Origin of the sequence: Sphingomonas sp. LR59 (genome assembly GCF_036855945.1) — a bacterium.
In the GTDB taxonomy this organism is placed as follows: domain Bacteria; phylum Pseudomonadota; class Alphaproteobacteria; order Sphingomonadales; family Sphingomonadaceae; genus Sphingomonas.
On record NZ_JASPFL010000001.1, the window covers coordinates 1,012,734 to 1,032,521 of the forward strand.

The 19,788-nt window shown below is 67.4% G+C and carries 17 protein-coding genes; 11 read left to right on the plus strand and 6 right to left on the minus strand.

Features of this window, described 5'->3' with window-relative positions:
- Positions 1 to 43 precede the first annotated feature (43 nt).
- The 4 genes from QP164_RS04690 to QP164_RS04705 all read right to left on the minus strand — a co-directional run bounded on the left by QP164_RS04690 (position 44) and on the right by QP164_RS04705 (position 4,519).
- Complete coding sequence (locus QP164_RS04690) at positions 44 to 1,570, minus strand: tetratricopeptide repeat-containing sulfotransferase family protein (RefSeq protein ID WP_333922332.1); 1,527 nt, start codon at positions 1,568 to 1,570, stop codon at positions 44 to 46.
- 117 nt (positions 1,571 to 1,687) lie between these two features.
- Complete coding sequence (locus QP164_RS04695; protein WP_333922333.1) at positions 1,688 to 2,902, minus strand: AMP-binding protein; 1,215 nt, start codon at positions 2,900 to 2,902, stop codon at positions 1,688 to 1,690.
- A gap of 2 nt (positions 2,903 to 2,904) precedes the next feature.
- The gene (locus QP164_RS04700) at positions 2,905 to 4,194 is read right to left on the minus strand and encodes a sensor domain-containing diguanylate cyclase (protein WP_333922334.1); all 1,290 of its coding nucleotides are present in this window, start codon (positions 4,192 to 4,194) and stop codon (positions 2,905 to 2,907) included.
- Positions 4,195 to 4,204: 10 nt separating this feature from the next.
- Positions 4,205 to 4,519, minus strand: a complete 315-nt coding sequence (locus tag QP164_RS04705; protein WP_132896657.1) for a phosphonate transporter — start codon at positions 4,517 to 4,519, stop codon at positions 4,205 to 4,207.
- A 436-nt stretch (positions 4,520 to 4,955) separates the two neighbouring features.
- On the opposite strand from QP164_RS04705, the gene QP164_RS04710 reads away from it, so the two are divergent.
- Positions 4,956 to 6,302 (plus strand): chloride channel protein, encoded by a 1,347-nt coding sequence (locus QP164_RS04710; RefSeq protein ID WP_333922335.1) that lies wholly within the window; start codon positions 4,956 to 4,958, stop codon positions 6,300 to 6,302.
- 13 nt (positions 6,303 to 6,315) lie between these two features.
- On the opposite strand, the gene QP164_RS04715 is transcribed toward QP164_RS04710, so the two are convergent.
- Positions 6,316 to 7,224, minus strand: a complete 909-nt coding sequence (locus tag QP164_RS04715) for a LysR family transcriptional regulator (protein WP_333922336.1) — start codon at positions 7,222 to 7,224, stop codon at positions 6,316 to 6,318.
- A 108-nt stretch (positions 7,225 to 7,332) separates the two neighbouring features.
- On the opposite strand from QP164_RS04715, the gene QP164_RS04720 reads away from it, so the two are divergent.
- The 10 genes from QP164_RS04720 (at position 7,333) to QP164_RS04765 (ending at position 18,836) form a co-directional block, all read left to right on the plus strand.
- The gene (locus QP164_RS04720) at positions 7,333 to 8,538 is read left to right on the plus strand and encodes an MFS transporter (protein ID WP_333922337.1); all 1,206 of its coding nucleotides are present in this window, start codon (positions 7,333 to 7,335) and stop codon (positions 8,536 to 8,538) included.
- On the plus strand, positions 8,538 to 9,515 hold the full coding sequence (locus tag QP164_RS04725) for a TIGR03571 family LLM class oxidoreductase (RefSeq protein ID WP_333922338.1): 978 nt from the start codon (positions 8,538 to 8,540) through the stop codon (positions 9,513 to 9,515). The genes QP164_RS04720 and QP164_RS04725 overlap by 1 nt, the downstream gene beginning before the upstream one ends.
- Before the next feature lie 25 nt (positions 9,516 to 9,540).
- Positions 9,541 to 10,458 carry a hypothetical protein gene (locus QP164_RS04730; RefSeq protein ID WP_333922339.1) on the plus strand — a complete coding sequence of 306 codons (918 nt, stop codon included), beginning with the start codon at positions 9,541 to 9,543 and terminating at the stop codon, positions 10,456 to 10,458.
- Positions 10,459 to 10,568: 110 nt separating this feature from the next.
- Positions 10,569 to 11,075 (plus strand): RNA polymerase sigma factor, encoded by a 507-nt coding sequence (locus tag QP164_RS04735; RefSeq protein WP_333922340.1) that lies wholly within the window; start codon positions 10,569 to 10,571, stop codon positions 11,073 to 11,075.
- Positions 11,072 to 11,995 (plus strand): FecR family protein, encoded by a 924-nt coding sequence (locus QP164_RS04740; RefSeq protein WP_333922341.1) that lies wholly within the window; start codon positions 11,072 to 11,074, stop codon positions 11,993 to 11,995. The genes QP164_RS04735 and QP164_RS04740 overlap by 4 nt, the downstream gene beginning before the upstream one ends.
- 100 nt (positions 11,996 to 12,095) lie before the next feature.
- Complete coding sequence (locus tag QP164_RS04745; protein WP_333922342.1) at positions 12,096 to 13,790, plus strand: TonB-dependent receptor; 1,695 nt, start codon at positions 12,096 to 12,098, stop codon at positions 13,788 to 13,790.
- The gene (locus QP164_RS04750; RefSeq protein ID WP_333924183.1) at positions 13,714 to 14,997 is read left to right on the plus strand and encodes a TonB-dependent receptor; all 1,284 of its coding nucleotides are present in this window, start codon (positions 13,714 to 13,716) and stop codon (positions 14,995 to 14,997) included. The genes QP164_RS04745 and QP164_RS04750 overlap by 77 nt, the downstream gene beginning before the upstream one ends.
- Positions 14,997 to 16,271 (plus strand): histidine-type phosphatase, encoded by a 1,275-nt coding sequence (locus tag QP164_RS04755; protein ID WP_333922343.1) that lies wholly within the window; start codon positions 14,997 to 14,999, stop codon positions 16,269 to 16,271. Before QP164_RS04750 ends, QP164_RS04755 begins: the two co-directional genes overlap by 1 nt.
- A 208-nt stretch (positions 16,272 to 16,479) precedes the next feature.
- On the plus strand, positions 16,480 to 18,183 hold the full coding sequence (locus tag QP164_RS04760) for a catalase (RefSeq protein WP_333922344.1): 1,704 nt from the start codon (positions 16,480 to 16,482) through the stop codon (positions 18,181 to 18,183).
- 68 nt (positions 18,184 to 18,251) lie between these two features.
- Positions 18,252 to 18,836, plus strand: coding sequence for an ankyrin repeat domain-containing protein (locus QP164_RS04765; protein ID WP_435368340.1), 585 nt, complete (start codon positions 18,252 to 18,254; stop codon positions 18,834 to 18,836).
- 80 nt (positions 18,837 to 18,916) lie between these two features.
- On the opposite strand, the gene QP164_RS04770 is transcribed toward QP164_RS04765, so the two are convergent.
- Complete coding sequence (locus QP164_RS04770; protein ID WP_333922345.1) at positions 18,917 to 19,660, minus strand: glutathione S-transferase family protein; 744 nt, start codon at positions 19,658 to 19,660, stop codon at positions 18,917 to 18,919.
- Positions 19,661 to 19,788: the final 128 nt, after the last annotated feature.

The following is a 19,788-nucleotide window of genomic DNA, read 5'->3' on the forward strand; positions in this document are numbered from 1 at the left end:
AGAGAAACATTTTGTGACGCACCCGTGACGTTTTCGCCACGGGTCATGTCGTCGCGGCGAGTCCAAGGGCGGATCGCAGCGGCCCGAGCCACTGGTCATAGCGACGCCACGCATCGACCCCGTCGCGATTGATCGGCCGGCGCACCTGTTCGGAGCTGGCGGTGCGGACCGCGCGCTCGGTCTCGTGGAAGGCGAGGCAGGCAGGCTCGAAATCCAGTCCGCAGGCGGCGAGCAACGCGCGGACTTCGGCCTCGGTATCGTCGAGCAAAGCCTCGTGATCGACGCGGTGGACACGGCCAGGCAGCACCGCGTCGACATGCGTCATCAGCCGGACATAGTCGGTGTAATAGCGGCCGAGATCGTCGAGCGAATAGCTGAACGTCTGCCCTCTAGCGTAATGCTGTTTGAAGTTCGAGAAGCAGCAGTCGAGCGGATCGCGACGTGCGTCGATGATCCGCGCATTGGGCAGCGCGAGGTGGATCAGCGCGACATGCGCCCAGTTGTTGGGCAGCTTGTCGATGAAGAACGGCCGATCGGTGCGTCGCTGGATCGCGGCACGACGCAGATAGTCTTCGCCGATGTCGCGCAACGCGTCGGCGGATAGCGCCTCCAGTCCCTGCGGATAGTGCACGATCCGGCGGGCCAACGCGGGCATGTCGGGCAGTTCGGTCGTCCCCTCGACTAGGCTGTGGCTGGCCAGGATCTGTTCGATCAGCGTCGAGCCCGCGCGCGGCATCCCGAGCACGAAGATCGGGTCTGGCGTGGTCGACCCATGATCGGGCCGAGCCGCAAGAAATTCGGGCGTCAACAGCGCGATGCTGCGATCGACGAACGCCGTCGTTTCGTCCGCGTCGTAGACGATCCGCGTCCGGCGGAGCGCGTTGCCCGCCGCGTAATGCGCAAACGACTGCACCGGATCGCGGCGGTCCTCGAACGCCTTGCCGAGCGCGAAATCGAGGTGGAAGCGGTCCTCGTCGTCCAGATCGTCGCGCGCGAGGGCGGCTTCCATCGTCGCGATATCGTCGTCGTCGAACTTTACCGTCTTGAGGTTGGCAAGGCTCCACCACGCATCACCAAGCGTCGGTAACAGCGACAGCGCGCGGCGATACGCGGCGATGCCGTCGTCGCGACGCCCGACCGTCTTGAGCATATGCCCATAGCTCAGCCACACGCGCGGCTGGCCGGGCGCATCGCGCAGCACCTTTTCATACAGCGCGATCGCATCCTCGAACCCACCCAGCCGGCCAAGTGCGGCGGCCTTCAAATTCGCATGCCCCGGATTGTCCGGCTCGTCCGCGATCACCGCATCGAGCAAGGTCAGCGCCTCGGGTGCGCGGTTCTGGCGGTACAGGACGAGCGCGAGGTTCGCGCGCGCCGCGGTAAAGCCCGGCGCCAGCTCGACCGCGCGCCGCAGCAACGCCTCCGCATCGCCATAGCGGCCGATCCGCCCTGCCAGTTCGGCCAGCATCCGGATTGCACGCGCATCGAACGGATCGCGCTTGAGATACGCCTTCAGCAGCGGTTCGGCGATGTGAAGCTGGTTGTCGTGCAATGCCAGCGCCGCCTGCATCAGATCGTCAGGCCAGCGGGGGAGGAGTGGAAGCCATCGGTCCCGACAGTCGCGACGCGCAACGTGGACGTCAAGCGCGCCGTCACGCGGCCCAGCGGTGCCGGATCTTCGCGAAGTTCACCCCCAGTCGCAAAGCTTCCCCATCGCATCGTGCGGCAGCATATTTCCAAACCGGATACACTTTGGCCGTTCGGGTCCCGTCAGTTGATCGGCCGCCGCCCGGTCGATCCGCCCGCGGAGTTCGTCGGCGTCGCAATCATCATCGTCCGGCACGATGAACGCCTTCAGCCGACCGTCGACGTGCAGTCGCACCGCCGCGTCGGCGACCCCGTCGATCGCCCGCAGTATGTCGGCGATGCGTCCGGGCCAGACATTGTGGCCGCCGACCTGCACCGCGCCGTCGCGCCGGCCGATCGGACGCAGGCTGCGGTCACCGATCCGCTCGATATGATCGGGCAGGTCGTGATGCCCGCCATGTGCGTCACGCAGCTGCCATGCGCCGGTGCCGTTACTTTCTGCGGTGCCGGAGGGGATCAGCTGCCACCGTGGCAGCAACGCATACGCGGTGGCCGGCAGATCGCGCAGCGCGATACCGCTGGTCTCCGAGGAGCCGTAGATATCGATCAGTCGCGTCAGCCCGACCGCAAGCAGGTCGGCCGCCAGCCGGTCGTCGAGCGGCCCCGCCGAGCTTACGCCGACGACGTCCGCGGGAAAGCAGCGGGTCAGGCGCACCATCGCGCGCCACTGGTCCGGTACGGCGACGACGAGGTCTCCCGCGATCAGATCGAGCGGCGTGCCGATCGTCCGAACGACGACGGGGACATTCAGCACAGCCGGCAGCAGCGCGGTCCAGATGATTCCGTAGAGATGATGCGCGGGGACCAGCGCCACCACGCGGCGGCGTCCGGCAAGCTGCGTCGCGAGGAACGCGGCCTCGTCGAGCAGGTCGACGGTCGCATGGGCGCAAGACTTGGGACTACCGGTCGACCCCGATGTCCGGACGGTCATCCGACCATTGGTCGCATCCTGTCCGAGCATGATCCAATCGATCCACTCGCCGACGATGCGCGGCGGTTCCCGGCCCAGCAGCGCGTCGTCGAGGCAGAACGTCTCCGCCAACGCGCCCAGCGCGCCCAATTGCTCCATCGAGTCCAGCCCCAGTCCGTCGTCGCCGATCGGCAGGGCTTCGAGCCAGTCGTCCGGCTGAACCGGCGCGGCGCCGGTTGCGCGCCAGCGACGCAGTTCTGCGGCAACGACGGCGCATGCGATCCGGTGGGCGGCGGCGCGGGAGAGGACGGCGCGGGAGAGGGCGGCGCGGGGTAGGGCGGTCACCGTCACGCGGCGCAGGCGGTGGACCGATAGACCCGATTGCGTCCTTCGCGCTTGGCCGCGTACAGGCGCTTGTCGGCGAGCGCGATGACCGCATCGATCGATCCGCCGGCCTCGTCGAGCGTCGCACAGCCCAGGCTTGCCGTGACCTTCAGCGGCCCGCGCGGCGTGTCCAATTCCAGCGCGGCGATGGCCTTGCGCATGTCGTCGGCCAACCCGATCGCCTGCTCGTGATCGAAGCGGGGCAGCAGGACGCCGAATTCTTCGCCCCCCAGTCGCGCGAAGATGCCGCGGGGCGGCAGAAGCAGCGTGCAGACCTCGGCGACCCGACGAAGCAGGACGTCGCCGACCGGATGGCCATGCGTGTCGTTGACCGCCTTGAAATGATCGAGATCGAGGACGATCAGCGACAATGACTGCCGCAGCTCGCGCCAGTGCGCCTGCTCGCGCTCCATGATCTGGCTGAAGTGGCGGCGGTTCGACGCGCCGGTCAGGTGATCGCAGGTCAGCAGGCGGCGCATGTCCTCGGCGGCCGCCTCGCGCCGCGGGACGTCGCGCAGGATCACCGAAAAGCCGGTCGGGCGCGGACCATCGCCCTCGGATCGCGCGACCACGAGGCGCTGGCACCAATAGCGTTCGCCATCGGCGCGTTGCTGCCACCCCTCTTGCAGATGCCAGCCATCGCGCGCGGCGATTTCGAGCTGCTCGTCGAGACGCAGATCGCCACCGGATGTGTCGCTGTCGAGAACGTCCGCCAGATTATGACCGGTCACCGCGGTGCAGTCATGACCGGTCTGCTTGGTGAAGCAGGCATTGGCGGACGCGATCCGGCCATCCGGCGTGATCGCGAGCGCGGCATATTCGTTGACCCCGTCCAGCAGTGTCGCGAACCAGGTATCCGCCTGCCGCAGCCGCTCCTCCTGTACGACCTGCTGGCTGATATCGCTCAGCGTCACCATCAGGCGATCCGCGCCCAACTTGACGATCGTGCAGGCGAGCACCTTTGGCGCCTGCGCGCGCCGGCCCTGACCCAGATCGACGAAGATCCGATGCCCGTCGCAGATCTTGCCGGTAGCGGCGGCATAGCCCGCGACGATGCTTCGCAGTTCAGGGGCGTGCTGCTCGAACGCGGTGAACAGATTGCCGGCATCGCGCGGCCCGGCGAGCGGTAGCAGATGCTGCATTGCATGCGGGTTCATCAAGGCGATGTCGCCGGTCAGGTCGCATTCGATCAACCCGACGGGGCACGCATACAGGAATTCTAGGAGCTGTTCCTCGCTCGACTTGCCGGTCATCGATGCAACCTCATCGTTCGATCAGGATGTAGCGGCGTGGCATCCCCGCGTCCGCGAGAAGCCGCAGGCGAACTTTCGTCGGGCGCATCCGCAAGGTAAGCACATAGGGGACGATGTCATCGATGTCCGGCTCGTCCTCGAACCGCTGCGCAACCAGGAAGTTGTTCATGCACTGCGCGACGGCGTCGAAGAACGGCACACCCATGACCGTCGAGGGATCCAGTCCCGACATCCGCGCCTCGGTCGCGTTATAGGTCTGCACGATCGTGTCCGCCCCGAAGCCGACCACCCCGAACGGCAGCGCATCGCGATCTTCGTCGGACATGGACTCGAGATCGTTCAGCGAAACGACGTCAAAACTCGCATCTGTGGTCGGCACGAACAATAGCTCCCTCAACGGCTGGATGATGCCCCAAGATCGTTAAACTTCAGCTAAGAATAATGTCGGGTTGTAGTGCGTTAGGGATCGCGCCGAAGGGCCGCACGCGACCCGGCACGAGTGCGCGTTCGCCGCTGGGGTTGCGGATGCGAGCGCTCGGTTACGGCGGTTGGCGACGCTACCGCTGTCCACGTAAAGACGTCGCGCCCGATCGTCGGCTGGCGCGATGAGCGGTGCAGCGCCGCATGAGCGTCATGGTCGCGCGCAAGCGTGTCCGCGTCTGCCTTACCACGGCATCCGCTTGCGCTCCCGCATCGTCCGCGTCTCGGGCAGAGGTCCGCATCGGGGTGACGCCGCCCGCGTCCTGATCTAGGTCGACGTCATGGCTGCGTTTCTCGATCGTCTGATGCCGGCAAAGCGCTGGACCCCGTCCCGCTATCGCGCGCTGCTTCGAGCGCGTGGTCCCCGCTCGGTCCAGTTCCGGACGCGCGCGGCCATCCTCGTCGGCGCGATCCTCGTCGGCATCGTTGCGACGCTGTTCGCCGAGGCGGCTGACCGGGCGGCGGCGATGTTCGCCGGCTATGCCCGCCGCTGGCACTGGTTGCCGTTGTTGACGACTCCGTTGACGTTCATGGCGCTGGTCTGGCTCACGCGTCGATACGCACCGTTCGCGCGCGGATCGGGTATCCCACAGGTCATCGCCGCGCAGGCCGATCCCAACGCCGCGACGCGGACGCTGATCTCGGTGCGCACGGTCGCGGCCAAGGCGGTGCTGACGATCGGCGCGGTGCTCGGTGGCGCGTCGGTCGGGCGCGAGGGACCGACCGTCCAGCTTGCCGCCGCGGTGATGGGGGCGACGCACCGCATCCTGCGCGTGCCGCTGCGTGGCGGCGTGCTGATCGCCGGCGGTGCGGCAGGCGTCGCCGCTGCCTTCAACACGCCGCTGGCCGGACTGATGTTCGCGATCGAGGAACTGGCGTCGGCCTATGAACAGCGCGTGACGCTGCTGGTGCTCGCCGCGATCGTGATCGCCGGGATGGTCGCGCAGTCCGTCCAGGGCGACTATATCTATTTCGGTGCGATCGGCGCGCATATGCCGTTGCTGTCGGCGCTGCTGGTCGCGCCGGTTGCGGGGATCGTCGGCGGGATGGCGGGCGGCCTGTTCTCGCGCACGCTGCTGGCGATGGCGCTCGCCCGCAACTGGGTGACGCAGTGGACCCGCGCCAACCCCGTCGCATTCGCGGGCGGCTGCGGCGTGGTGGTGGCGGTTTTGGGCGTGGCGACCGGGTTGACCTGGGGCACCGGCTATTCCGCGGCGCGCGCGATGATCGTCGGGGTCGATGCGCCCTTGTGGTTCGGACCGGCCAAGTTCGTGGCGACCGCCGCGACCGCGATCGCAGGGCTGCCGGGCGGGATCTTCGCGCCGTCGCTCGCGGTCGGTGCAGGCGTCGGCAATCTGCTGCGGCAGGTGTTCCCCGGCGAGCCGGCGAGCGCGATCGTCATCCTCGGCATGGTCGCGTATTTCGCAGGCGTCGTCCGCGCACCGCTGACCGCGGTCATCATCCTGTCCGAGACGACCGCGAGCCGGGGGCTGATGCTGCCGATGTTCGCGACCGCGTTCATCGCCGACGCCGCCAGCCAGTGGGTCTGTCGCGAGAAACTCTATCACGGACTGTCCAGGACGTTCGCCGCCCCGGCCGCCCAGCCGCCCGTCACCCCGGCACGCTGACCGGCACCGCCGGTCACTCGATCCGCAACCCCTCGGTCAGCGCTTCGAGCAGCGCGTCGACCTTGGGCGTAAGCTGGCGGCTTCGGCGCCAGACCAGATGCAGCGGCAGGCCCACCGTCGCCAGTTCCGGGAGGATCTCGACAAGCTCGCCGCGATCGAGTTCGTCCTTGATCAACCATGTCGCGAGCTGGGCGATCCCGAACCCGGCTTTCACCGCGCCGACCTGCGCTTCGGCGCTGCCGAGGACGATGCGGGCTTCCATCGGGTATTCCTCGATGCGCCCGGCGTCGCGGGCGAACCGCCAGTTGGCCGTGCTGCCATCGCCGCGGCCGAAGAGGATGGAGTCGAACGCCGCGAGCGCATCGGCATTCGCAGGCATGCCCCGCCGCTCCAGATAAGCGGGGGCGGCGCAGATGACGACGCGCTCGCTGCCGAGGTAGCGGTGACCGAGATTGTCCGGCCATGGTTCGCCCGCGCCGATCCGGATCGCGACGTCGACGCCCTCCTCGACGATGTCGATCTTGCGGTCGGTGAAGGTGATGCTCGGGCGCAAATTCGGGTGGCGTTCGGCAAAGGCGAGCAGCAGCGGCATCGCCTGCATCCGCCCGAACGCGATCGGCACGTCGACCTTCAGCCGCCCGACGATCTCCGACCGATGCGCTGCAAGCACCGCCTCGGCATCGGCGAGCTCGCCGAGCACCCGCACGCATGTTTCGTAGAAAGCGGCACCGACGTCGGTCAGCGTCAGGCGGCGGGTGGTCCGTTCGAACAGCCGACTGCCCAGCCGCGCCTCGAGCCGCGCGACACTCTTGCTGACCGCCGAATTGGTCAGGTTGAGCCGCGCCCCGGCGGCGGTGAAGCTGCCCGCATCGGCGGTGCAGACAAAGGCTTCGATACCCTTGAGACGTTCCGACGGGATCATGGGGATGCGTCCATTATGGAATAATTGTCGCTCTATGCACGAATTAATGCCGCACGACGTGCGTTTTCGTCGCGCGTAGAGAGGGCGACATTCAGGAGTCCTTTGCCAATGTCGTCCCCCAGCCATTCTATCCACGCCGCCCCGCCGGGCACCAAGTCGGCGGGGCATGGCCTCGCCGTGCTGCTACTGGCGATCTCCGCGTTCGTGATCGTCACCACCGAGTTCATCATCGTCGGACTGTTGCCGAGCCTCGCGCGCGATCTCGGCATTTCGATCACCGTCGCGGGGCAGCTCGTCACGCTGTTCGCCTTCACGGTCATGCTTGCAGGGCCGTTCCTGACCGCGATGCTTTCGCACTTCGAGCGCAAGCGTCTGTTCGTCGTGATCCTCGTGATCTTCGCCGGTGCGAACGCTCTGGCCGCCGCGGCCCCCGATATCTGGGTCCTCGGCCTCGCGCGGTTCCTGCCTGCGCTGGCACTACCGGTGTTCTGGGGCACCGCCAGCGAAACCGCAGGCGAACTCGCAGGTCCCGAAAAGGCCGGCAAGGCGGTTGCCAACGTCTATCTCGGGATTTCCGGCGCGATGGTGCTCGGCATTCCGCTCGGGACGCTCGCCTCGACCGCGTTCGGCTGGCGCGGGACGTTCTGGGGACTGTCGGGACTGTCGCTGCTGATGGCGGTACTGTTGCTCGTCGTGATGCCGACGCTGGCACGTCCCGCGCGCGTCAGGCTGGCCGAACAGGCACGCATCCTCAAGGACCCGTATTTCCTCGGTAACGTCGTGCTGTCGGTCATCGTCTTCACCGCGATGTTCACCGCCTATACCTATCTCGCCGACACGCTCGAGCAGATCGCGCATATTCCGGCAGGGCAGGTCGGCTGGTGGCTGATGGGCTTCGGGATCGTCGGTCTCGCCGGCAATTGGCTGGGCGGGCAGTTCGTCGGCCGCGGGCCGCTGCTGGTCACGGCGATCACCGCGTTGGTGCTGGCGACCGGTATGGCCGCGACGACGTTGGTCGCAGGCTCGACCGTCTGGCTGGCGATCGCGCTCGCCGTCTGGGGCATCGCCAACACCGCGCTCTACCCGATCTGCCAGGTGCGCGTGATGCAGTCGGCGAGCCATGCGCAGGCGCTGGCGGGCACGCTCAACGTCTCGATGGCCAATGCCGGGATCGGCCTCGGCGCGATCATTGGCGGCTCGGTGATCCAGCATCTCGGGCTCGGCGCGGTCGGCTATGTCGCCGCCGCGATCGCGATCCTCGCGGTGCTGGTGACGCCGCTGGTGCATCGGCTGAAGGCCCGGAGCGTCAGCTGATGGACACGCCGGACGCACTGGCACCGGATCTGGCCGGACACGCCGCCTATGCGCGCGTGTTCCAGCCCGGCCGGCTGACGCTGGGCTTCATCGCCCCGCTCGAAGCCTATCCGACCGCGCCGTGGCCGACGCTTGCCGATCACGCGTCACTGGCGCGAAAGGTCGATGCGCTCGACTTCGCGGCGATCTGGCTGCGCGACGTGCCGTTCTACGATCCGAGCTTCGGCGATGTCGGGCAAGTCCTCGATCCGATGGTCTATGCCGGCTGGCTCGCGGCGCAGACGACGCGGATCGCGATCGGCACGGCGGGTATCGTCCTGCCGCTGCGCGATCCGCTGATCGTCGCCAAGCAGGCGGCAAGCGTCGACCAGTTGCTCGGCGGGCGCTTTCTGCTCGGGCTGTCGACCGGCGACCGGCCGTCGGAGTTCGCCGCGTTCGACAGCAACCTCGACGATCGTCCCGAACGCTACCGCGATGCGATCGACGTCATCCGCGCCGCGACCGAACGGTCGTTCGCCCGGCATGCGTCTGCGTATTACGGCACGCTCGACGGCAGCATCGACATGGTCCCCAAACCGGTCGGACCGCGATTGCCGATCCTCGCGATCGGTCGCGCGGGGCAGACGCTGGACTGGCTCGGCGCGAACACCGATGGCTGGATCTGGCATCTCAGCGACGCGCGGCGCCTGCCCGATGTTCTCGCGCGGTGGCGAACGGCAACCGCGGGCGGCCCATATAAGCCTTATGGCTATGGCGCGATGTTCGACCTGCTCGCGGACCCGGATGCACCGTTAGCCTATGCCAGCGGCGGTATCCGCAGCGGTCGCAACGCGCTGATCGACCTCTGGAAGCGGCAGCGGGACGAGGGCGTGGCGCACGTCGCGCTCAACCCCAAGCCGTCGCGCCGCCCGTTTGCCGACGTGGCCGACGAACTCGCGACCTATGTCCTGCCGCATTTCCCCACCGACGCGCGTTAACCCCCTCATCATCAGGATGTCACCCATGCCCAAGGTTTCCACCACGACCGATTACGCATCGCGCGACGCGAGTATCGCGATCAACAGCTACACGACCGTCCTGCGCCGCCCCCGCGTGCCGCACGACGTGTTCGCCACCTATTGGCGCGACGTCCACGGCCCGCTGTGTTCGCGCATCCCGGGTCTCGGCTGGTACGTCCAGAACCATCTGAACCGCGAACAGGATGCGCATCTCTGGCCGGCTATCGACGGTATTGCGCCGTTCGCGGACTACGAACTCGACGGCGGCGTCGAGATCGGGTTCGCGTCGAAGGCCGATCAGGACGTCTTCAACGCGGCGAGCCACATCCTGTTCGCCGACGAGCAGAACATGTTCGCGGCTACCGTCGCCTATGCGCTGTGCAACGGATCGCGCACGCTGGTCGACCGCATCGCCGATCCGATCCCCAATGGCGATGACGGCTTCGACCGTATCCACGTCCACTTCGGCGCGGCCGACGGCGACGCCGGGACGTTCGCCACGTTCATGACCGAGTTTGCCGAAACGCTCGCCGCCGACGCCGCGGTGTTGAAGCTTCGTCTGCATGTGCCGGACCGCTACGACAATGCCGAACCCGCCCCGCCGGCACCCAATGTCGATCATCTGGTACCCCCGGAGCGCGCACGGATCGCGGTGATCGAACTCGCCTTCGAAAGCCCGCTGACCCGGCGTGCGTTCTTCGAATCCGACGCGTTCACCGCAACGCACGCCGCGCAAAAGGCGCATATCGCGTATGTCTCGGCCTTCGCGGTCAGCGGCGTCTACACCTATGTCCGCGACAAGCAGCTCACCACCGCCGGGTTGCGCGGCAGCCGTCAGGCGCAGCTGATCGAGCGGCTCGGCGCCAACAATCAGGTCGCTGCCGATGTGCGCGGTCTGATGCAGACGGGCTCCGTCGACTAGCGATCGTTGACGTCGCGGTGAGGACGGATCGGGATCGGCGACGTCCGTGTCATTGATCCGACCCTGCGACGTCATCAAACTGTACCGGCAGGCTCATACCCGGTCGGGGGATGACTGCCGCCAACCTCACCGCGACCGAACCTGCGCCACGCGGTCTGTGGCAGGGGTGGTCGCGATTGCGCGCGCAGGTCGAGCGGATGACGCGGCGCACGGATGGCGAGGACCTGCTCCACGACGCCTATGTCAGCATGGCGGGGCTGGCGACCGCGCCGCGCAACGACGAGGCGTTCCTGGTCCACGCCGCGGTTAACCGGGGGCGCGATGCGTTTCGCCGGGAGGCGGTGCGCGGGACGTGCGAACCGGTCGAGGCGATCGACTGGCTGCGCGACCCCGCACCGATCCAGGACGAGGTGATGATCGCAAAGGCGCGATTGGCGCGAGTCCGCGAGGGTATCGACCGGCTGACGCCCAGGACCCGCGAGATTTTTCTGATGCAGCGGCTCGACGGGTATAAATACCGCGAGATTGCCGAGCGGCTGGACATCAGCCAGGGCGCGGTCGAGAAGCACATGGCCAAGGCGATGACCTTCTTGGCCGATTGGACGGAGGGTTGGTGAGTTTCGCGATGCCCGGCCGTCGTCCCCCGAACAGCTTTGATGCGAACCCGGCTGCAACCAACCGAAGCGCGGCCGACTGGATCGCGCGGCTCAATGCCGACGACGCGACCGCGCAGGACGCGGCGAACTTCCGGCGTTGGCTTGCCGCGAACCCCGATCATGCCGAACGGTTCGAGCGTGCTACCGATCTTTGGGACATGGTGCCGGGAACGGCGCCGTCGCGAGCACCGGTGACGCGGCGTCGCGCACTCGCCGGCCTCATGGCGCTAACCGCGACGACCGCCGGCGGAACGATCGCATTCCAGGCCGCGCATGCCGCGACGCCGTACGAGACGGGGATCGGCGAACAGCGGCGGATCGGGCTGCGCGATGGCTCGTCGCTGCTGCTCGACGCGGCAACGCGTGTTCGCCTGATCGCGACCGCCGATCGCCGTCAGCTCTGGCTGGAGCGCGGCCGGGTCGACCTAACCGTGGCGCCGCGGACCATCCCGTTCACGATCGACGCGGGGCGAGGGGACATGACCGCAAGCGCAGGCCGGTTCGACCTGCGCCGCGACCGCGAAGACCGGATCGCGGTGACCGCGATCGAGGGCAGCGCTATAGAGACCACCGGCGGCGCAAGGCAGCTGACCGGTGGCGAGCGCCTGGTCGATGGCCGGATCGACCGCCCCGATCTCGCCGCGACGCAGGCCTGGACGAGCGGCCGCGCGGCGTTCCACGACGATACGCTGACCGCAGTCGCCGAAGAGGCCAACCGCTACAGCACGACCCGGCTGGTGATCGCCGACCCGGCGGTCGCCGGAGTGCGCGTCAGCGGGATGTACCGGATGGGCGACAACGTCGCGCTGGGCCGGTCGCTCGCCACGCTGCTCGCGCTGCGGGTGCGGACGATCGAGGGCGCGATCCTGCTCGGCGGATAAAGTTCGCCGCAATTCGCCGTGGGGTGGGGTGGGGTAGATCGATCCTCGCCCGTCGAGGAGGTGCGGCATCATCGCCGCCTTCCTTGGGGGGATGAACACCGTGATCACCAATCGCCGGCGTCTGCGCCGATCGTTCGTGCTGGGCGCCGCCGTTGCCGCGCTGTCGACCGCGTTTCTCGCCACCGCCGCGACCGCGCAGGCGCGCGTAACGCTGCATCTCGCAGCCCAACCGCTCGGCAAGGCGCTCGAAGCGCTCGCCCGCCAGAGCGGCACCGACATCCTGTTCACGCCCGCCGCGGTCGCCGGGATGACCGCCCCCGCGCTCAACGGCACGATGGCCCCGCAGGCTGCGGTCGAGCGCCTGATTGCAGGCACGCCGCTTACCGTGCGTCGCGAGCCCAATGGCGCGCTGCTCGTATCGAGTGCGGTCGTCAGCACCGCGCCGCAGACGGTGGCGACCGAAGCCGCTCAAAACGACACCGCCGAAATCGTCGTCACCGGCTATGCCAGCAGCCTGACCACCGCGCTCGCGCAGAAGCGCAAGGCGACCAACGTCATCGACGTCGTCAAGGCCGAGGACATCGGCAAGTTCCCCGCGCAAAACATCGCCGAGGCGCTCCAGCGCGTCCCCGGCGTGTCGATCGTCCGCGATCGCGGCGAGGGCGTGTTCGTCCGGATCCGCGGGCTCGGCGCCAACTTCCAGGTCGTCACGCTCAACGACCGCTCGGTCGCGGTGAACGAGAATGTCCGCGACAGCGGCCAGAGCGGTCGCCAGTTCCGCTTCGACACGCTGCCCTCCGAGCTGATGTCCGCGGTCGAGGTGATCAAGAGCCCGCGCGCGAGCCTCGACGAAGGCGGCATCGGCGGCACCATCAACCTGCGCACCTTCCGCCCGCTCGACCTGAAGAAGCCGGTGCTGTCGCTGTCCGCCACCGCCAGCTCGCCGCGGCTTGCCGATACGGTCGACCCGCGCCTGTCCGGCATGGCGAGCTGGGCAAGCCCCGACGGCAAGATCGGCGCGCTGATCGCCGCCGTCTATGACGAACGCACCACCCGTCAGGACCGCATCACCGGCGTCGGCTGGGCCGACGGCAAGATCGATACCGACGGCAACGGCTCGCTCGACAGCGAGACGATCCTGATCCCCACCGCGATCCGCCCGACGCTCGAGCAGGAGAAGCGCGACCGGATCGGCCTCAACGGCGCGGCGCAGTGGAAGCCCGACGACCGGTTCGAGCTGAACGTCGACGGGCTGTGGAGCCGGCTGAACGTCGCCTATGACGAGCTGACCTATTCGGCGGCGGATGGCGCCGGCCTGCCGCGCGGGATTGTACCGGGTAGCGCGGTGATCGAGAACGGCGTGCTGACCGGCGCGACGACGACCGCCTCGACCACGCAGATCGGTCGCGAGACGTCCGTGCTGCAATATAAGAACTGGTTGGTCGGCACGAACGCACGGTGGCAGGCGAACGGCTGGACGATCGCTGCGGATGGCAGCATCGGTCAGGCCTATTCGAATACGCCGGAGCCGATCTATCGCACCCGCCTGCTCGGGACGGTCGGCGCGACGATTTTCGACTTCGCCAAGGCGGGCGACCGGCTGCCCAACGTGACGCTGCTGGACGCCGATCTGTCGAACCCGGCGCTGCTGCCGGGCCGGCGGATCGAATACCGCGTCAACGATCTCGAAGGACCGCGAGCGCGCCGCCAAGCTCGACATCACGCGCGACCTCACCGGCGTCTTCAGCGCGCTGCACGCCGGTGCGAAATACCAGAAGCGGACGCGCGCCTATAATCGCCGCGACATCAACTTCACCAGCGGCATCACCGGCAAGTATTTCGACGCGAGCTATTTCGTGCCCTTCCCGGTCGACGACTTCCTCGACGGTGCCAAGGGCGATCTGCCGACGACCTGGGCGATACCGGACCCAGCCAAGTTCCTCGCTGCCGCCACCGGTAAGGAAGCGTTGCTCGCCGCCCCGCTCGCGCGCGGCGATCTGCGCAACAGCTATGCGATCGGCGAGGAGATCCTCGCGGGCTACGGCATGGCCGACTTCGCGTTCCCGATCGGCGGCATCGCGGTGCGCGGCGACGTCGGCGTGCGCTATGCCCGGACGCGCCAGACCTCGTCGGGCTATGCCGACGACGGCAAGGTCGCGCTGCCGGTCAGCTACGAGAAGACCTACGACAATTTCCTCCCCTCGCTCAATCTGGTCGCCGAGTTCACCCCCAAATTGCAGATGCGCTTCGCCGCCTCCAAAGTGATTACCCGGCCGTCGCTCGCCGATCTTGCCCCGCGCCTGACGATCAATTCGAGCCCGACCGTCCTCACCGCGGTCGGCGGCAACCCCGAATTGAAGCCGTTCGAGGCGTGGCAATATGACGGCACCGTCGAATGGTATTTCGCGCCCGGCAGCGCGCTGGTCGGCGGCGTGTTCTACAAGGACATCACCACCTTCGTGTTCCAGCAGACGCGCGACTTCGTCCTCGATGGCCAGACCTATCGCCTGACCGCGCCCAAGAACGGCGGCGACGCCTATGTCGCCGGGATCGAAATCGCCTATCAGCAGCTTTTCAAGATGCTCCCCGCGCCGTTCGATGGTCTCGGCGCGCAGGCGAATTACACGCACACCGAGACCGGCGGCACTTATGCGCTGGCGACCGGCGGCACGTTCCGCGACGCATTGGTCGACGTCGCCAAGGACAGCTTCAACCTGACCGCGTTCTACGAGAAAGAGCGCGTCGGCGCGCGCGTCAGCTATAGCTGGCGCGGCAACGTGCTGCGCGACGTCGGCGGAGCCGGGCTGGCGGCGAACAATGATAGCGCGTTCGGCAGTCTCGATTTCGACATGTCGTACAAGGTCACGCCGAACGTCACCTTCGTCGTGCAGGGCATGAACGTCGCGGGCGGCGTCCAGTGGCAATATGTCCGCGACAATCAATTTGCGGGCTATACCGATTACGGCCGCACCTTCACCGCCGGCGTCCGGGCGAAGTTCTGATGCGGGTCGCACCGCTCGCAGCCGGCTTCGCACTGGTCTTCTCGACCATGGCGGGGGCGGTTGCGGCGCAGACCACACCGCCGCCACAGGACAAGCTCGAGCGCGTGGTCATCGTCATGCGCCACGGCGTCCGCAGTGCGATGTCGAGCCCGGAAGAGCTCGGCCGCTACAGCCGCCGGGCGTGGCCGCGGTTCGCGGTGCCACCGGGCCACCTGACCGCCAACGGCGCAACGCTCGTGACGATGCTCGGCGGCTGGTATCGCGACCACTACCGGCAGTTGGGGCTGCTCGGCGCAAACGACTGCGCGGTCTATTACTGGGCGAACCATACGCAGCGCACCGAGGCGACCGCGACCGCACTCGCCGCCGGCCTGACGCCGGGATGTACAGCGACGATCCACCAGTCCGCCGCGGCCCCCGATCCGCTGTTCGAGGCACCGCAGACGCCGCTCGCGCCACTCGACCCTCAGCGGATGCTGGCGGCGATATCCGCGCGGGTCGACGGTAACCTGGCGGCATGGGACGCGCGCCAAACCCCCGATCGCGACCGGTTCGAGGCGGTGTTGCTGCAATGTCGCCGTATCCCCTGCTCGGCGGTCGAGCGGACCAAGGTGCAGCGCCGGCTAAGCGACACGCCCGTCGCGATGCGGATCGACGATGGCAAACCGGACCTGTCATCCCCCAGCCTGCAAGTCGCCGGGATCGCCGAGAGCCTGGTGATGGCCTATGCCGACGGGCTCGCCTTCCCCGGATGGCGCGGGATCGATGCGGCGACGATCGGCAAGGCGCTCGTCGTGCACGGCGCCGGCATCGACCTGCGCACCCGCACCCCGGAGGTCGGACGCCAGACCAGCAGCTACCTAGCGATGCGGCTGCTCGCGACGCTCCAGCGCGGTGTCGGCGCGACCGCGCTCGCCGATCCGATCGGCGAGGCGGAGAAGATCGTCGTCCTCAGCGGACACGACGGCACCGTGACGATGCTCGCCGGACTGCTCGGCCTGAACTGGAAATTGCACGACTATGGCGCGGGCGAAGCCGCACCCGGTGGCGGTCTGGTGTTCGAGGTCTGGCGTGTCGCCAAGACCGGCCGGCAGGTCGTCCGCATCAACTATGTCGCACAAGGGCTCGACCAGATGCGGTACCGCACGCCGCTGTCGATCGACACACCGCCCGAGATTGCCACGTTGTCCGTAGCCGGTTGCACCGACCCCTGTTCATTGCCGCGCTTTACGACGCACCTGCTCGGCACGGTGTCGGCCGACCCGCAACATTGACGGCGCGCGAGACGCCGGTTGTTGGCGCTTCTGCCGCCCTCAAGAATAACCGACAATAACGCCTCCGGAACGGCCGATCGAAGGACTCGATCGCTGTCATGGATATTCCCCGTTTCGAATGCGGACATCGTTCGACCAGGGACCGCGGCTCGCCGCACGTTCCGTGCGGGCACGCGTCCACGGGCGCGAGCACAGACAAAGGGTCCCGATGAAGAACTTGAACAGCCGTCAGGCGATGGCGGCGATGCTGCTCGTCGCAGCCTCGCCCAGCGCCCTCATCCAGCCGGTTGCCGCGCAGACGATGACGCCAGCCGACACGCAGGCCGAGACCCGCATGACCACCGCGGCCGCGCCGGTCAGCGCCGGCAAGCCCGCGCTCGCGCAGGCGGGCGTCGCAGGAACGGTCGATGCGAAGGGCGATGCAGGCAGCGCCTCGACCCCGCAGATGACCCGGGACAACGGTGCGCCGATCGGCGAGAACCGTAACTCGAAGGCAGCCGGCGATCTTGGTCCGGTGCTGCTCGAAGACACCACGCTGATCGAGAAGCTCGCCCGGTTCGACCGCGAGCGTGAGCCCGAGCGCGTCGTCCATGCGCGCGGCACCGGCGCGCACGGCGTGTTCACCGCGACCGCCGATATCTCCAACATCACCAGCGCATCGCTGTTCGCGGCCGGCAAGCAGACACCTGTGTTCGTCCGCTTCTCGACCGTGATCCACCCGTCGGGCAGCCCCGAGGGCATGCGCGACCCACGCGGCTTCGCGACCAAGTTTTACACCGATCAGGGTAATTGGGACCTTGTCGGCAACAACCTGCCGATCTTCTTCATCCGCGACGCGATCCAGTTTCCGGACATGATCCATTCGCTGAAGCCCTCGCCGGTGACCAACAAGCAGGACCCCAACCGCTTCTTCGACTTCTTCTCGGCCACGCCCGAGGCGACCAACATGCTCGCCCACGTCTATTCGAACCTCGGCACGCCCGCGTCGTACCGGACGATGGACGGCAACGGCGTCCACGCGTTCAAGCTGGTCAATGCCAAGGGCGAAACCGTGTTCGCCAAGTTCCGCTGGATCAGCCGCCAGGGCGTGAAGAACCTCAACGGCGCACAGGTCGCGACCGCGTCGTGGAACTACCTCACCGACGATCTCTACGGCGAGATCGCCAAAGGTGATTTCCCGACCTGGGATCTGATGATGCAGACGATGAAGTCATCCGAGTTCGCCAAGCTCGACTATAACCCGTTCGACGACACCAAGGAGTGGCTGGGCGTGCCGTTCCGCAAGATCGGCGAGATGACGCTCAACAAGGTGCCGACCAACTTCTTCGAGTTCACCGAGCAGTCGGCGTTCGCGCCCGCCAACATGGTGCCGGGGATCGAGGCGTCGCCCGACCGCATGCTTCAGGGCCGGCTGTTCTCCTACTCGGATACGCAGCGTCACCGCATCGGCGCCAACGTCATGCAGCTGCCCGTCAACCGGCCGCTCGCCAGCGTCGTCAACAACAATCAGGACGGTCAGCTCGATCACGCCACGCGGACCTCGGACGTCAATTATTTCCCGGCCGCAACCGCCGCGAAGTCGACCGACGCCCGCTACCGCGCCTCGACCTACGCAGTCGATGCGACGGTCGACGCCAAGCCGATCGCCAAGACCAACAACTTCGCGCAGGCGGGCGCCTTCTACCGTGCGCTGAAGCCGCAGGATCGGACCGACCTCGTCACCAATCTGGCGGGCGACCTCAACGTCGTCACGTCGGCGCGGACGAAGACGATCATGGTCAGCTATTTCTACCAGGCGGATCAGGACTTCGGCACGCGTCTCGCGACCGCGGTCAATGTGCCGATGGCGGACGTATTGCGCGCCGTCGCGGACTACCGCACCGCCAACCCGGCGCAGACTGCGCGCCGCTAAAAAAGGGGCAGGGGGTGCGGCGTGATCCGTGCCCCCTCCCGCTTTATTGTCGAGAAACGAGACTGACGATGCTGATATTCTTCGCGGCGCTCGCCGCCGCCGCGGCCCCGCAAGCCGCGCCCGCCAACCGCCCAGCCGCGCCTCAGGGCGTCGCGCCTCAGGTCGTCGCGCCATCGCCGGAGCGCCGTCAGCAATTGCTGTTCGATGCGGCCCGGCTCGGTCGCACCGACATGATCGATCCGCTGCTCAAGTCTGGTGCGGATATCAATGCGTATGACGATCGCGGTTTCACGCCGTTGATCCTGGCCGCGTATAATGGGCAGGCGGCGACCGTCGACGCGCTGATCGCCAAGGGGGCGAACGCATGCCGCCCGGACCGCGATCAGGGCAACACCGCGCAGATGGGCGTCGCCTTCAAGGGCGAGGACGCGATCGCGGCGCGGCTGCTGAAGGCGGGATGCGACGTCAACACGCGCAACAATGCCGGGCAGACCGCGCTGATGATGGCCTCGCTCTTCAACCGCACGCGGCAGGTCGACATGCTCCTCGCGGCGGGCGCGGACCGCACGATCCAGGACGCTGCAGGTCGATCCGCAAGCTCGGTCGCCGCCGATCAGGGCAATGCGCCGATGGCTGTGCGGGTGAAGCGCTAGGGCGCCCTCATTCCGAACCGCCCCTATTCCTACCGCACGTGGCGGCCGTCGGCACGTGCGGTCCGCCGACCGCACGTTGATTAGCGACGATCGTCGAGTTCCGGCACGCCGCTGCTCCGATCCGCATAGGCGGCGAGGAACGTCGGCCGGCGCTGCCAACGCTGCCAGAACGCATCGATATGCTCATACCGCTCGTCGAGCGGCATCGCGTTCACCTCGAACTTCGAGAACGCGATCGCGGTTGCCAGCGTGATGTCCGAGAATGTGGGTTCGTCACCCCCGAGCAGCCACTCGCGGCCATCGGCTAGATGCCGGTCCACCAGCGCGGTATGCGCGAGCGCCTCCTTGCGGCAATGCTCGCCCCACGCGGCGTTGGCGGTCAGTTCGAGCTTGGGGCCGAGACCCTGGTGCAGGACGTGGAACGCGGTCGTGATGCGGTAGAGGATATGGACCCAGATCCGATTGTCCCACATCGTGTCGAGACCCTGGTCTTCCGGTGTCTCACCCATGATCCGCCGACCCGGAAACGCCTGGTCGAGATAGCGCACGACCGCCGCGGTCTCCGAGATGAAGCTGCCGTCCGCCAGTTCAAGCGTCGGCGTCTCGCCCCAGGGGTTCATCTTCAGATGCTTCCACTGCCGCTGCTCGCCGACCGGGGACATATCGTAGACGGTTTCGTCGAACCGGTCGGCGATGCCCTTCTCATGCAGGAAGATGCGCAGACGCTGCGGGTTGGGGAACGCGGAGGGTGACGTGAACAGTCGGAGCTTCGCAGGCGTGTTTGATTGGGTCGTCGCGGGCGTTGAGGGCAGCAGGTCAGTCATAGTTTTTCCCTACCAAGTGATCGGTAGCGCACTGAATGTCCGCATACCACGCTGGCGTCAATGCCTATCTACCACTTGGTTGGTCTGCTGGATGCCTAGTGCGAACCATGCGGTCAGGTCCGAGGCGG

What these genes read in the sequence shown, in the direction of transcription:
- QP164_RS04690 (WP_333922332.1), bottom strand. Translation starts at nt 1,570, where the DNA reads ATGCAGGCGGCGCTGGCATTGCACGACAACCAGCTTCACATCGCCGAA.
- QP164_RS04700 (WP_333922334.1), bottom strand. Translation starts at nt 4,194, where the DNA reads ATGACCGGCAAGTCGAGCGAGGAACAGCTCCTAGAATTCCTGTATGCG.
- QP164_RS04705 (WP_132896657.1), bottom strand. Translation starts at nt 4,519, where the DNA reads ATGTCCGACGAAGATCGCGATGCGCTGCCGTTCGGGGTGGTCGGCTTC.
- QP164_RS04710 (WP_333922335.1), top strand. Translation starts at nt 4,956, where the DNA reads ATGGCTGCGTTTCTCGATCGTCTGATGCCGGCAAAGCGCTGGACCCCG.
- QP164_RS04715 (WP_333922336.1), bottom strand. Translation starts at nt 7,224, where the DNA reads ATGATCCCGTCGGAACGTCTCAAGGGTATCGAAGCCTTTGTCTGCACC.
- QP164_RS04720 (WP_333922337.1), top strand. Translation starts at nt 7,333, where the DNA reads ATGTCGTCCCCCAGCCATTCTATCCACGCCGCCCCGCCGGGCACCAAG.
- QP164_RS04725 (WP_333922338.1), top strand. Translation starts at nt 8,538, where the DNA reads ATGGACACGCCGGACGCACTGGCACCGGATCTGGCCGGACACGCCGCC.
- QP164_RS04730 (WP_333922339.1), top strand. Translation starts at nt 9,541, where the DNA reads ATGCCCAAGGTTTCCACCACGACCGATTACGCATCGCGCGACGCGAGT.
- QP164_RS04735 (WP_333922340.1), top strand. Translation starts at nt 10,569, where the DNA reads ATGACTGCCGCCAACCTCACCGCGACCGAACCTGCGCCACGCGGTCTG.
- QP164_RS04755 (WP_333922343.1), top strand. Translation starts at nt 14,997, where the DNA reads ATGCGGGTCGCACCGCTCGCAGCCGGCTTCGCACTGGTCTTCTCGACC.
- QP164_RS04760 (WP_333922344.1), top strand. Translation starts at nt 16,480, where the DNA reads ATGAAGAACTTGAACAGCCGTCAGGCGATGGCGGCGATGCTGCTCGTC.
- QP164_RS04765 (WP_435368340.1), top strand. Translation starts at nt 18,252, where the DNA reads ATGCTGATATTCTTCGCGGCGCTCGCCGCCGCCGCGGCCCCGCAAGCC.
- QP164_RS04770 (WP_333922345.1), bottom strand. Translation starts at nt 19,660, where the DNA reads ATGACTGACCTGCTGCCCTCAACGCCCGCGACGACCCAATCAAACACG.